The organism is Nocardioides alcanivorans (genome assembly GCF_021555175.1).
Classification (GTDB): Bacteria; Actinomycetota; Actinomycetes; order Propionibacteriales; family Nocardioidaceae; genus Nocardioides; species Nocardioides alcanivorans.
Genome location: NZ_JAKGRW010000040.1, coordinates 66137 through 79217 on the forward strand (window position 1 = coordinate 66137; position 13081 = coordinate 79217).

10 protein-coding genes are annotated in these 13081 nt (G+C 68.1%); 8 read left to right on the forward strand and 2 right to left on the reverse strand.

Going from position 1 to position 13081, the window contains the following annotated elements; translation table 11 throughout:
- Positions 1 to 69 precede the first annotated feature (69 nt).
- The 8 genes from L1066_RS18010 to L1066_RS18045 all read left to right on the forward strand — a co-directional run bounded on the left by L1066_RS18010 (position 70) and on the right by L1066_RS18045 (position 10364).
- Complete coding sequence (locus L1066_RS18010; protein ID WP_235737598.1) at positions 70 to 504, forward strand: TadE/TadG family type IV pilus assembly protein; 435 nt, start codon at positions 70 to 72, stop codon at positions 502 to 504.
- Positions 504 to 2180 carry a Tad domain-containing protein gene (locus L1066_RS18015; protein ID WP_235737599.1) on the forward strand — a complete coding sequence of 559 codons (1677 nt, stop codon included), beginning with the start codon at positions 504 to 506 and terminating at the stop codon, positions 2178 to 2180. Before L1066_RS18010 ends, L1066_RS18015 begins: the two co-directional genes overlap by 1 nt.
- A 79-nt stretch (positions 2181 to 2259) precedes the next feature.
- Positions 2260 to 3897: a pilus assembly protein TadG-related protein gene (locus L1066_RS18020; protein WP_235737600.1), complete on the forward strand. Its 1638-nt coding sequence runs from the start codon at positions 2260 to 2262 to the stop codon at positions 3895 to 3897.
- 118 nt (positions 3898 to 4015) lie between these two features.
- The gene (locus L1066_RS18025; RefSeq protein WP_235737601.1) at positions 4016 to 4372 is read left to right on the forward strand and encodes a YraN family protein; all 357 of its coding nucleotides are present in this window, start codon (positions 4016 to 4018) and stop codon (positions 4370 to 4372) included.
- Positions 4372 to 5967, forward strand: a complete 1596-nt coding sequence (locus L1066_RS18030; protein ID WP_235737602.1) for a YifB family Mg chelatase-like AAA ATPase — start codon at positions 4372 to 4374, stop codon at positions 5965 to 5967. The genes L1066_RS18025 and L1066_RS18030 overlap by 1 nt, the downstream gene beginning before the upstream one ends.
- The gene (gene dprA / locus L1066_RS18035; protein ID WP_235737603.1) at positions 5964 to 7100 is read left to right on the forward strand and encodes a DNA-processing protein DprA; all 1137 of its coding nucleotides are present in this window, start codon (positions 5964 to 5966) and stop codon (positions 7098 to 7100) included. The genes L1066_RS18030 and dprA overlap by 4 nt, the downstream gene beginning before the upstream one ends.
- 156 nt (positions 7101 to 7256) lie before the next feature.
- Positions 7257 to 8690: an IS1380 family transposase gene (locus tag L1066_RS18040; RefSeq protein ID WP_207082367.1), complete on the forward strand. Its 1434-nt coding sequence runs from the start codon at positions 7257 to 7259 to the stop codon at positions 8688 to 8690.
- Between the two features lie 123 nt (positions 8691 to 8813).
- Positions 8814 to 10364, forward strand: coding sequence for a DUF2804 domain-containing protein (locus L1066_RS18045; protein ID WP_235737604.1), 1551 nt, complete (start codon positions 8814 to 8816; stop codon positions 10362 to 10364).
- A 136-nt stretch (positions 10365 to 10500) separates the two neighbouring features.
- Here the strand turns inward: L1066_RS18045 and L1066_RS18050 are convergent, their stop codons facing one another.
- Together L1066_RS18050 and L1066_RS18055 are read right to left on the reverse strand one after the other, a co-directional pair.
- Positions 10501 to 11592 carry an alcohol dehydrogenase catalytic domain-containing protein gene (locus tag L1066_RS18050; RefSeq protein WP_235737605.1) on the reverse strand — a complete coding sequence of 364 codons (1092 nt, stop codon included), beginning with the start codon at positions 11590 to 11592 and terminating at the stop codon, positions 10501 to 10503.
- The gene (locus L1066_RS18055) at positions 11589 to 13025 is read right to left on the reverse strand and encodes an aldehyde dehydrogenase family protein (protein WP_235737606.1); all 1437 of its coding nucleotides are present in this window, start codon (positions 13023 to 13025) and stop codon (positions 11589 to 11591) included. Before L1066_RS18055 ends, L1066_RS18050 begins: the two co-directional genes overlap by 4 nt.
- Positions 13026 to 13081 lie beyond the last annotated feature (56 nt).

Here is a 13081-nt window from a genome sequence, read left to right on the forward strand (position 1 = left end):
CCGGCGCTCGGACCCTAGGGTGACCCCGTACGCCGAGTGGCGTGGGGCCGATTCATGGGTGGGGCAGGCATGGCTGGAGTGCGCGTACGACGTCGTCGTGACGAGGACGGCGCTGCCGCGGTCGAGTTCGCCCTGGTGCTCATCCCGCTCGTCCTGATCCTGTTCGGGATCATCTCGTACGCCTACATGTTCTCGGTGCGGCAGGCGCTGACCCAGGCCGCCGCCGAAGGGGCGCGGGCGGCAGCGGTCGCACAGACGAATCCGGAGGGCGCTGCGAAGGCCGCGGTCGACAATGCGCTGGACGGTTTCGGCGGATTGAAGTGCGACAACGGCAAGCTCACCTGCACGTTCGTGCCGGACCCGGCCTGCCGGACCGGAGCGACGTGCGTCAAGGTCTCGGTGAGTCTCAACTACGGGAACAACGGTGGCTACGACCCCTTCAACCTGCCGCTGATTCCGATGCCCGGCACCCTCGCCTTCAGTTCGAGCGCCGAGGTGAACTGATGGTCATCGCCAAGCCGCGAGACGAGCGCGGCGCGGTGGCGCCACTCGTTGCCGTCTTCGTGGTCATCCTGGTCGGTTTGGCGTCCTTCGCCGTCGACCTGGGGTACCAGCGCGTTGCTGCTCGCGACATGCAGGCGGTGGCGGACATCGTGGCCATGGACATGGCGCGGCAGTTGGACGGCAAGACGACGGCTCAGCTGGGTGGCACTGCGGGTTGGCAGTCCGCCCTGTCCTCGAGCCTGGCGCGCAACCAGGACCGCGCGGTCGGTGACTCCTTGGCCGTGACCACCTGCGCCGCCACACAGACATCGGTCTCCTCTTCCCAGGTGTGCGCCACTCCCGGGATCTACCGGAAGGGGCAGAGCCCCGAGTTCGTCGACAGCGGCTCCGCCCCAGCGACCCACGTGCGAGTCATCACCCGAACCAAGGTCGACTACTTCTTCCCCGTGTACGCGAACGACGGGTGGGTGACGAAGACGGCGTACGCGCAGGCAGAGGCGGGAGCCTGCTTCTCCGTGGGGACCTACGCCGCCCGAATCCGACTCGGTGACGGACAGATCCTCGGCCCGTTGCTGAAGGCGCTGGGCACGGACGTCGGCCTCTCCTTGCTGGACGCGCAGGGCCTGGCCGCGGCCGACATCAAGCTGATCGACCTCGTCGACACGAACCTCGGCGTTGGCGGCTACGACGAGCTGGTGGACGCCGACGTCTCCTTGGGCAGTTTCTACCTGGCGATGGCCCAGGTGCTCGAGCGCGAGGGCGGGCAAGCGGCACAGGTTGCGGTGCTTCGACGCCTGGCCACCGTCGCGGCCCGCGACGTGGTGGTCAAGATCAGCGACATCGTGGGCATCGACACCACGAACTCGGCTGGTCTCGACGCAGTCGTGAACCTCTTCGACCTCGTCAGCACGGCGGCCTTCGTCGCCAACGGTGAGAACTCGATAGCCATTCCCGACCTGAACGTGAACGTCCTCGGCGTCAGCAAGCTGAAGGCGAGTCTGAAGATCGGGCAGAAGCCGATCGCTCACTGTGGTCGGCCCAGGAGCGTGCGGGGCGAGTCGTCGCAGGTGGAGCTGCTGCTCAGCGGCAACCTGGCAAATCTCAACCTGGGGGTGGCCTCGATCAGCGCGCCCATCGCCATCAGCCTGAAACTTGCGCCGGCGGTGGTCGATCTTGATGCAGTGGTGTGCCTGAGCCCCAAGAAGCGCTTGGAGTTCATGGTCACGAGTGGTCTCGTCGACCTGGAGATCACCATCGGCAACCCCGCCAACAAGAGGGACCTCGCGGTCAAGCTCCTGCTGGGGCTCATCACGGTGGTCGACGGCTACCTCCGTCTCTACACGTCACCATCGTCCGGCCAGACCGAGACCGGGTCTGTCACCGTCGACATGGATGACTACGAAGCCGCGCTTCCCGCGGAGTTCGGCTCCAACTCGATCGGCGTGCCCCACCTCAACCAGGACCTCAATCTCAACGTCCTGGGGATCCTGCCCGTCGGCGGGCTGCTGGGGGTTGTCGTCAACCCGTTGCTCAGCCTGGTCGTCAATCCGCTGGTGGCTGCTCTCGACTCCTTGCTCCTCTCGCCGCTTCTCCAGGCCCTGGGCATCAACATCGCAGGAGCCGACGTCTATGCACGCCCGACGGCCGGGTGTGGTCTTCCTCGACTCACCGGCTGAAGCCGGTCTGGACCGAGTGGTCAACGTCCGCGGCTGACCCACTACGGTGCTCCCTGGGCATCTCTGGGGAGGGAACGCTGTGAAGTTGCTGTGCCGTGCGCGCTCGGGACCACGTGGTCGCATCCAGGTCTTCGGCTGGTCTGCCAGGGAGCGTGACGAGCGCGGCGCGGTCGCACCGTTCGTGGCGATCGTGACGGTGCTGTTGGTGGGCGTTGCCTCGTTCGCACTCGACCTCGGCATGCAACGGGTCGCTCGGCGCGACATGCAGGCGCTTGCCGACATCGTGGCGATGGACATGGCTCGCCGGCTCGACGGGCGGACTGCTGGAGCGCTCCAGGCAGAGATGGTGAGTGCTCGGGACGCGAGCGTCGAACGCAATTCGGACACCACGGTGGGGGACACCCCGGCGGTGTCGCACGAGCTCGGGGTGCTCGCGACCGACGGCAGCTTCACGGCGGTCGGGAGTGGCGCCGTACCCAGCGCGGTGAGGGTGACGGCTCGGACCAGCGTCGACTACGCGTTCCGGACCGGGGAGGGCGCGGCGAGTCGTCGCGCCGTGGCAACATCGCGCTCGGAGGCGTGCTTCTCGGTCGGCTCCTACGCCGCGGCGGTGAGGTCCGACTCCTCGCCGGTCCTCGGCCCTCTCCTCGGCATCCTCGGCGCGAAGCTCGACATCACGGTGGCGGACGCAAGGGGACTGGCCAACGTCGACCTCCCGCTCCTGGGATTCATCGACGCCGGCCTCGGTGTGGGCACGTTGGACGAGCTCGTCGCGTTGCGTGGAGTGAGACTCGGAGACTTCTACCTCGCCATGGCCGACGTGTTGCGTCGCGATGTTGGCAACACCGCCCAGGTGATGCTGCTGGAGGCGCTTGCCGTCCGGGTCCCGGGGCTCGATCTGGATCTGGCCGACATCCTGACTCTCGGGACGGGCGGGGGCGCCGGCCTGGAAGGTCGACTGAATGTCTTCGACCTCGTGTCGTCCTCCCTCTTCGCCGCCAACGGGGAGAACGCCTTGGCGCTGCCCGATCTGGCCGTGAATCTCGGTTCCCTGGTGAACCTCGACGCGTCACTTGAGCTGATCCAGAAGCCCAACAATGCATGTGGTCCCCGCGGGACGACGGCATCGACGTCGCAGCTTGCGCTCCGGCTGAGTGGTGACGTGATCCGCCTCGACCTGGAGATCTTCCGCATCAGGATCGGATTGGACGTCGAGGTCGAGCTGGCACCGGCGGAGGGCAGCTTGACGTCTGTCAGTTGCACCCCGGGAGCGGACACCATCGTCGTCGCCGTGGGCGACGGTCTCCTGCGTCTGAGGATCACGCTCGACACGTCGATCCGGTTGCTCGGTGACCTGATCAAGGTTGCCGAAGGACCGATCAGTCTCTACTCGACCCAGTCTCGACCGCCCCAGGACGTGACGATCACCGCCACCGACGGCAACTACGACGTCGCGGCGTCCGTCGGTCCGGGCAGCCTGGGGGTGCCGAACCTCCACGCGGACACCAGTCGGTTCAGGTTGCTCGGTCTTCCCGTCGGCTGGGCCCTGCAGCCGCTGCTGAACCTCCTCACTGGCAGCATCGTGAATCCGCTCGTGCAAGGACTCGACAGGGTGCTGCTCACGCCGATTCTCGAGACGCTGGGCATCCAGGTCGCGGGTGCGGAGGTCCGCCAGAATCCCAAGGCCGTGTGTGGCACTCCCGCGTTGCGGGGCTGACCCCACCAGTCGGCCACTCTCGGAACGCAAGCTGTGGAGCGTGGTGTCACTCCACAGGGGGCGTACGAGCGCTGGGCCGTGTCGGGCGCACACGTGAACCTTCTGCCAGGAGGTCACGATGACAAGGACTCAGGCACTCGGGGCATACGGCGAGACCCTCGCGGCACAGCACCTCGTCAAACGCGGGATGGTGCTGCTCGACCACAACTGGCGATGCGACGCCGGTGAGATCGATCTGGTGCTGCGTGACGCCCGCACCTTGGTCTTCTGTGAGGTGAAGACCCGGCGCACCGTCTCCCGGGGCACTCCGCAGGAGGCCGTCACCGCGACCAAGGTGGCCCGGATGCGACGGCTGGCGGCGCAGTGGATGGCCGACCACGACGTGCACGTTCCGTTGGTCCGGCTCGACCTGGTTGCCGTGCTGGCGCCCCACAGCGGTGCGGTCGAGATCGATCACGTGGTGGGGATCGGCTGATGCCCATCGCCTCCACCCGCACCATCACGCTGCAGGGTGCGACCGGACACCTCGTGCACGTGCAGGTCGACGTCTCCCAGGGCATGGTCGCCACCCAGCTGGTGGGGCGCGCCGACCCAGCGATCAGCGAGGGCCGAGACCGTTGCCGGACCGCCGTCAGCAACAGTGGTTATGGCTGGCCCAGCACGCGTCGGGTCACGATCCTGCTGTCGCCAGCCGACCTCCCGAAGCGGGGTTCGCACTTCGACCTCGCCATCGCAGTGGGGGTCATCTGTGCCTCCGACGAGCGGATGTTCAAGGCCGACCTCGAAGATGCGGTCTTCATCGGGGAACTCACCCTGGACGGACGGTTGCGACCCGTGACCGGGGTGCTGCCGATGGTGATGACCGCTCGGTCACGGGGGATCAGCAGGGTGTTCGTGCCCGAGACGCAGGCAGCGGAGGCGTCGCTGGTGCCTGACGTCTCGGTGCTGGGAGTGCGATCGCTCGCCCAGGTGGTTGCGCTCGTGGCCGGTTGGGAGGTGCCCGAGTCGCCGCCGATCGAGGCGAGCTCGGCCACCTCCTTCCTGCAGTGGCGAGGAGATGATCGCCTCGACGAGGTCGACCTCGCCGATCTGCGGGGGATGGAGGACGCCCGGTTCGCGCTGGAGGTGGCTGCTGCCGGTGGACATCACCTGATGTTGAGTGGGCCGAAGGGATCGGGCAAGACCTCACTGGCCGAGCGGCTGCCGGGGATCTTGCCGAACCTGTCGGTGGAGGAGGCGCTGGAGGTCACCGCCGTGCGGTCGTTGGCGGGGCAGGTCGATGCGGCTGAAGGCCTGGTCAGGCGGCCACCGTTCTTCGCCCCGCATCACAGTGCGACGCGCGCCAGCCTGCTCGGTGGTGGCACGGGCTGGGTGCGCCCCGGAGAACTCAGCAGCGCTCATTGCGGTGTGATGCTCCTGGATGAGTTTCCCCTGTTCAACTCCGACATCCTCGAAGCGCTGCGGCAGCCGTTGGAGTCGGGGGAGATCACCATCTCCCGTGGTGAGGAGACCGCGACCTTCCCAGCTCGCGGCATGTTCGTGCTCGCGTGCAACCCGTGTCCCTGCGGCAACTACTCGTCGGATCCACGGGTCTCCCGGTGTGATTGTGCCGAGCCGCAGCGACGGCGATACCGCAGCCGCATCTCGGGGCCGATCACCGACCGCATCGACATCGTCCGTCACGTCGAGCCCATCCGTCGGCCCCGCGTGGACCTGCCCTTCGAGCGCCCGGAGGCGAGTGCCGACGTACGCCGTCGCGTTGCTGCTGCACGCACGCGTCAGGCGGAGCGGTTCGGCGGTGCGTCGTGGCGACTCAACGCACACGCTCCTGGTCCAGCCCTGTCCGAGCACTGGCCACTGGAGCCATCGGCTGCGGAGGCAGTCGCCGACGCGATCTATGACGGTGAGCTGACGCAACGTGGCGCCACGCGGGTGCACCGCCTGGCATGGACCGTCGCTGATCTTCGGGGCACTGCGCAGCCCGGTGCGGGCGAGGTCGCGACTGCCTTGGCCCTGCGGACGGGAGCTCCACTGGGTGCCGACTTGCTCCTGGGCAGGAGCGCCAGATGACGGGCCCGCTGGAGGCCGAGCGGCATGCACGGCTGGTGCTCAGTCGGGTGATCGAACCCGGCACGGTCAAGGTCCATCGTTTGGTGTCGGATGTCGGACCTGTTGCCTTGCGCGACCACCTGGCCAACGACCGCCACCTTGGTGAGCCCACGGAGGTCGCTGCGCGGATCGCGGAAGTCGATCCGGTACGGACCCTCGAGCAGGCGCGAAGGCTGGGGATCCGCTACGTGGTCCCGGGTGACGACGAGTGGCCCGCATCGGTGGAGAGGCTCGACGCGGCTGATCCGCTGCACGACATCGGAGGATCACCCTTGGGGTTGTGGGTGCGCGGGCCGGTTCGTCTGGATGAGCTGGTGGACTCCGTGGCCGTCGTGGGGTCGCGTTCGGCCACCTCCTACGGCATGGCCACGGCTCAGGAGTTGGCAGGCGGGATCGCCCAGGATGGGAGGATCGTCGTCAGCGGGGCGGCGTTCGGCATCGACTATGCGGCCCACCGAGGCGCGTTGGCGGCAGGCGGTCGGACGGTCGCAGTGCTGGCGTGCGGGGCCGACCGTCCCTATCCGACCGCCCACCGCGAGTTGATCAGCTACATCGCCGAGCACGGCGCAGTGGTCTCGGAGATGCCGCCCGGCTACGCGCCGATGCGCAACCGGTTCCTCAGCCGCAACAGGGTGATCGCAGCGCTGTCTGCGGGCACGGTGGTGGTGGAGGCAGCGGCTCGCAGCGGCGCCCTCAACACCGCGGGGTGGGCGGGCCGGTTGATGAAGCCGCTGATGGCGATGCCCGGCCCGATCAACAGCGGCACCTCGCGCGGGGCGCACGACCTGATCCGCTCCGGGGCAGCGGTGCTGGCGACTTGCGTTGAAGACGTCCTGGAGCAGTTGTCGGCGGTGGGGGAGGCCTACTCGCCGGTGCTGCGCGGGCCGGAGGCGGTGCGGGACCGGTTGAATCGCGACCAGGCTCGGATCCTCGAGGCCGTGCCCGTCCACAGGCCGGCATCTGCCGACGCCATTGCCCGGACCGCGAGCCTCGGCTCGACGGTCGCCAAGGATGCGCTTGCCGAGTTGCGGGAACTCGGTCTGGTCGTGGAGGACGACAGGGGATGGAGGCTCGGTGACCGGGCGCGCGCGTGATCGAGGCTCTTCCGCGATGGGCGGAGGCTGTCTAAGCCCGGATCCACCGATGAACTTGGTCTGGTGAGCGCGCCGTAAACGAGAATGCCCTTGTGTAGCGGGAGAATCGGAGTTCTTGAGGCAACGATTCGACCGAACACAAGGGACATCTCTGAGGTGAAACTCTCTCACACGTCGCGGGCGACGTCGGCGGTCTTCGATGATCCGAATCTCGTGTCGGCCGGTGGTCTGGTTCCGGTGCTCGCGTTGGCCGAGTCCGCTGGGCTGCGTGATCTGGCGGATCAGCACTTGACGGTGCCGGGCGACAAGGGCGCGAACGCCGGGTTGAAGGTCGCCTCGCTGGTCGGTGGGATGGTCGCTGGTGCCGATTCGATCGATGACATGGCGCTGTTGCGTCACGGCGGCATGGGGAGGGTATTCGCCCGCGCCTACGCGCCTTCGACGTTGGGTTCCTTCCTGCGGGCGTTCACCTTCGGGCACGTGCGTCAGCTCGACGCGATCGCGTCGAGGTTCCTCATCGCGCTGGCAGGACTCACCGAGCTGTTGCGTCCGTCAGCCGAGGTGAGCCCGGATGCAGACGCGAGTGCTGACTACGCGTTGCTCGATGTCGACGACACGATCATCGAGGTCCATGGCCACGCCAAGCAGGGCGCCGGGTTCGGCTACTCAGGTGTCCGTGGCCTCAACGCCCTGCTCGCCACCCTCACCATCGCCGGCGCCGTCCCGGTGATCGTGGCCCAACGGCTCCGCAAGGGCTCGACTGGGTCACCACGCGGTGCGAAGCGACTGGTCGGCGATGCGGTGCGGACCGCCCGACGACTGCTCGACAAGTCCCACCCGGTCCTAGTGCGGATGGATTCGGCGTTCTACGGCCGCGGACCAGTTCACGCCGCCCTCAAGGGTGGGGCCGCGGTGTCGGTGACCGTGCGGATGGACAAGCGGGTCAAGGCCGCCATCGCCACCATCGACGACGATGCGTGGACCACCATCGAGTACACCGATGCCGTCTTCGACGAAGCCAGTGGCCGGTGGGTCTCACGGGCCGAGGTCGCCGAGATCGGTTTCACCGCGTTTGCCGCCCAGAAGAAGACCGACCACGTGCCGGGCCGGCTGGTGGTCCGGCGGATCCCGGACTTCAACGCCGAGAAGAACAAGGCAGCCGGCCAAGACACCCTGTTCGACACCTGGCGGTTCCATGCGTTCTTCACCACCACCGACGCCGACGTGCTCGACACCGTCGCCGCCGATGCGATCCACCGCCATCACGCGGTCATCGAGCAGGTCCACGCTGACCTCAAACACGCAGCGTTGGCGCACCTGCCGTCCGGGGTGTTCACTGCCAACGCGGCCTGGTTGGTGCTCGCCGTGATGGCGTTCAACCTCACCCGAGCCGCCGCCAGCCTCACCGACCCGCAGATCGCGAAGGCCACCACCGCCACGATCCGTCGCAAGCTGATCACCGTGCCAGCACGGGTCGCGACCTCAGCACGACGGGTCACTCTGCATCTGCCACAAGCCTGGCCCTGGGAGACCGCCTGGACTGCCTTGTTTGACCGAGTCAGCGACCCGCCACCCGCCCTCGCGGCCTGACCAACCAGCAGCCACAGCTGCGCGACGAGGAACAACGTGGAACACCCCGGACAGTGAGGTCCGGCAGATCATCGCGCCCCGGCGCCCTCACCCGGCGACGACCACCATCACCTCATCCCGGCCATGCCGATCGGTGGATCCGGGTTCAACGAGGGTTGGGGCCAGTTCGACGCGGAGGAGGTGACCACCCGCATCCGTGCGCTGGACCCGACCCGGCTCGTCGACGCGACCTCGGGGTGGCACGACCAGGAGACCGGCGACATGATCAGCCGGCACGTCTACTTCCGTCCCTATCGGCTGAGCTGGCGTGATCGTGACGATCCGCGTGCGTGTGTGCTCAGCGAATACGGCGGCTACTCCCACCGGGTGACGGGTCACACGTGGAGTGACAAGGAATTCGGTTACCGCCGAATCGCCGATCAGGGAGTCTTCCAACGCGCCTTCCTCGACCTGCAGCAGCGACAGGTGCGACCGGCCGTCGAAGCGGGGTTGGCCGCATTCGTCTACACCCAGCTCAGCGACGTCGAGTCGGAGACCAATGGCCTGATCACCTATGACAGAAGGGTTCTGAAGGTGGACGAGCAAGAGGTGCGCCGGTCCAACGAACGGTTGCGGGCGTCGTACGACGTGGCGCTGGGGCGCGCCGGGCGACCGATCCCCGTCACGGAGCGTGAGATCACCGCGCCGGTGTCACTCACCCTGCCCTCGGGACACCTCAACCCCGATGCGGTCGGCTTCACCCGTACGCCGCTGCTCACCACTGACGGCATCGGCCGAGGTCGGGTGGGCAAGGGGCGCAACAAGCGGTGGGAGTACTGGGCGGTGACCACCCCGAGTCATGTGGTGGCGGTCGTGGTCTCCGACATCGACTACGCCGGCGTCAACGGGTTGTGGGTGCTCGACCGTGCCTCCGGCACTCCGATCAACCTCGACGTGATCACGCCGTTCGGAGCCGGTGTGCACCTGCCGGGCACGTTGGGGCAGGGGCTGACCACGCTCGACAGCAAGGCACTCAAGGTGCAGATCGAGGAGGTGCCCGGCGGCACCCGGCTCCGGGCCCGTTCGGAGCGGGTCGAGGTCGATGTCGTCGCGCACCGTCCCGAGGGGCACGAGTGCCTCGGTGTCGTGGTCCCGTGGACCGAGCGGCTCTTCCAATACACGGTCAAGGACGTCGCTCGGCCGGCGTCGGGCAGCATCCGCATCGACGGGGTCGAGCACCGCGTGCCCGAAGGCGAGTCGTGGGCGACGCTCGACCACGGCCGCGGCCGGTGGCCGCACCGGATGCACTGGAACTGGGGTGCTGGCTCCGGGCGCACCGACGGTCGGGTGATCGGGGTGCAGGTCGGGGGCAAGTGGACCGACGGCACCGGCTCGGTGGAGAACGCGCTGGTCGTCGACGGCACCCTCCACAAGCTCAGCGAGGAGTTGGTCTGGGAGTACGACGTCGAGCAGCCGCTGCTGCCGTGGCGGATCACGGGCGAGGGCGTCGACCTGATCTTCACACCCGAGTACGACAAGCACTCGGAGACCGACCTCAAGCTGATCTCGTCACGCACCCACCAGTGCTTCGGCACCTGGACCGGGCGGGTGCGGATCGCCACCGCCGACGGCGACGAGTGGATCCCCGTGGCCGATGTCTTCGGCTGGGCGGAGGATGTCCGCCAACGCTGGTAGTTGCTGGATCGTCCCTAACAGATTTGTAGAATTTGTGATCATAGATTCTACAAATCTGTTAGGGACGATCCAGCGGGCCAGGAGACCCACCACGTGGGGGTGGGGTGCGGGTGGGGTGCGGGTCATTCGAAGCGGATCACCACGCGGCCGGCCCCGGCGTCGCGCATCTGGTCGAACCCCTCATTGACCCGGTCGAGGGGAGGACGGTCGACACCAGGGAGCCCAGGTCGATGCGTCCCTGCAGAGCCAGCTCGGCCAACATGGGGATGTCCTGGCGGAATCGGTTCGAGCCCATCAGCAGCCCCTGCAGTCCCTTCGCCTGCGTGAGCATGTGCAGCCCGGGCAGGTCCAGCGTCGCGCCCGCGGCGGGCACCCCGATGAGGTACGCCGTACGACCGGCCCGGAGCATGCCCACGGCCTGGTTGACGGTGGCGGAGATGCCCACGACGTCGAAGGCGTGGTCGACGCCACCGGGAAGCAGGTCCCGCACTGCCGCAACGGGGTGGTCGTCATCGACCAGCACGGAATCAGTGGCGCCGAAGGTCGCTGCCAGCTCGAGCCCTGCCGCTGAACGGTCCACGGCGACGATGCGTTGGGCACCCGCCAGTCTCGCTCCCTGGATGATGTTGAGCCCGACGCCGCCACACCCGATGACGGCCACCGTCTCACCGGGGCGGACGCCGGCACCGTTGATCGCAGAGCCGATGCCGGTCATCACGGCGCACCCCAGGAGCGCCGCCTGCTCGAACGGCAACTCCTTCGGCACCCGCACCAGCGCGTGGTGATGCACGATCGCCGCACCGGCGAGGCCGCCGAGTCCCGCCACCTGGCCGACCGGCGCGCCGTCACGGCTCAATCGAGGGCGGGCTCGGTCGGGCCACCCGATCTCGGCCCGTCGTTCGCACAGCCAGCTCCGGCCAGCGCTGCACTCGCGGCAACCGCCGCAGAACATGGAGAGACAGGCCACCACGTGGTCGCCCACCACGAGGTCGCCGACGGCGGAGCCGACTTCTTCGACCACGCCGGCGAGTTCGTGCCCGGGGACCGTGGGCAGCGAGGTGGGGAGGTCGCCCTCGAGCATGTGCAGGTCGCTGTGGCACAACCCGCAGGCGACGACGCGAACCCGGACCTCGTCAGGCTCCAACTCGGAGTCGAGATCGAGTACGCCGACCGTCAGCGCACCGGGTGCCTCAGAGAGCACAGCCGCGGGGACTCGCAGGCCGCTCATCGCTGGATCGCCTTGGTCTCGAAGTATTCGGCCAACCCGAACCTTCCGCCCTCGCGGCCGACCCCGGAGAGCTTGTAGCCACCGAACGGTGCCTGCAGATTGAATCCGCCACCGTTGATCGCGACCTGCCCGGTCCGCAGGCGACGGGCCACCGACATCGCACGCTCCTCGGTGCCCGCCCAGACCGCGCCGGAGAGTCCGTACGGCGTCCCGTTGGCCACTGCCACGGCTTCGTCCTCGGAATCCACGGGGATCACGCAGAGCACCGGTCCGAAGATCTCCTCCTGGGCGATCCGCATGTCGGGCGTCACGTCGGTGAAGACGGTCGGCGACACGTAGTTGCCCCGGTCGGGAAGTTCCGCAGGCCGCTCCGGGCCGCCCGCCAACAAGCGTGCGCCTTCGGCAAGTCCGGATTCGATGTAGCCGACCACCCGGTCGCGCTGCGCCGCCGAGATCACCGGGCCGACCGTCGTACCCTCCGCCAGCGGGTGGCCCAGCTGGGACGCTGCGAGTACGTCGACCAGCGCCTCCTCGATCTCGGCCAGCTTCGTGCGCGGCACGACCAGGCGGGTGAGGGCGGCGCACGTCTGCGAGTTGTTGACGAGCCACCCGCGCACGGATTCAGGCACGGCGACGGCGAGATCGGCATCGTCGAGGATCACGTTGGCGGACTTGCCACCCAGCTCGAGAGCCACGCGCTTCACGCCCGGCGCAGCGAGTTCGCCGATGCGTTGGCCGACCTTGGTGGAGCCGGTGAAGCTCACGACGTCCACGTCGGGGTGGGTCACCAGTGGTTCGCCGACGTCGGGACCGGTGCCGATCACGAGGTTGGCGACCCCGGTGGGGAGGCCTGCCTCGACGAGCGCTTCGAAGAAGATGATGGTGCTCAGCGGTGCCAGTTCGGAGGGCTTGGCGACGACCGTGCAGCCCGCGGCGAGCGCGGGAGCCACCTTCGTGGCGAACTGGTAGAGAGGGTAGTTCCATGCGGTGATCGCGACTGCGACACCGGCCGGCTCGTGGATGACCAGTGAGTTGCCCACCTCCTCCTCGAGTCGGAACTGCTCCGCCTGCGCCACCACGTCGCGGATGGCTGCGGCTGGCAGGTGCGCGTGGATCCCGGCAGCGACCATCAGCGGTGACCCGATCTCCAGGGCGCAGCACTGCGCGATCTCGGCGGCGCGCTTCTCGAGGAGGTCGGCGGTACGGAGCAGGATGGCCCCGCGCTCGCCGACGGAGAGTGATGCCCACGCCGGCCAGGCTGCTCGCGCAGCGGCAACCGCTCGCTCGGCGTCGGCCCGACCGGCACCGCTGAAACGCGTCATCTCGGTACCGTCCGCGGCGCTGGTGAGCACGACGTCGGTGCCGGATGTTCCCTGCTGCCACCGTCCGTCGATCAGGCAGCCCCGGACATCGTCCATCACGTTCCCGCTCATCTGGATCCCATCACGTCGAGTATGTCGAACAGTCATGGTCCTGAGTGAACGAGTCG

Excerpts from the sequence above, each read along its gene's own strand:
- L1066_RS18045 (WP_235737604.1), top strand. The coding sequence starts at position 8,814 with ATGCCGATCGGTGGATCCGGGTTCAACGAGGGTTGGGGCCAGTTCGAC.
- L1066_RS18025 (WP_235737601.1), top strand. The coding sequence starts at position 4,016 with ATGACAAGGACTCAGGCACTCGGGGCATACGGCGAGACCCTCGCGGCA.
- L1066_RS18030 (WP_235737602.1), top strand. The coding sequence starts at position 4,372 with ATGCCCATCGCCTCCACCCGCACCATCACGCTGCAGGGTGCGACCGGA.
- L1066_RS18010 (WP_235737598.1), top strand. The coding sequence starts at position 70 with ATGGCTGGAGTGCGCGTACGACGTCGTCGTGACGAGGACGGCGCTGCC.
- L1066_RS18050 (WP_235737605.1), bottom strand. The coding sequence starts at position 11,592 with ATGAGCGGCCTGCGAGTCCCCGCGGCTGTGCTCTCTGAGGCACCCGGT.
- L1066_RS18055 (WP_235737606.1), bottom strand. The coding sequence starts at position 13,025 with ATGAGCGGGAACGTGATGGACGATGTCCGGGGCTGCCTGATCGACGGA.
- L1066_RS18015 (WP_235737599.1), top strand. The coding sequence starts at position 504 with ATGGTCATCGCCAAGCCGCGAGACGAGCGCGGCGCGGTGGCGCCACTC.
- dprA (WP_235737603.1), top strand. The coding sequence starts at position 5,964 with ATGACGGGCCCGCTGGAGGCCGAGCGGCATGCACGGCTGGTGCTCAGT.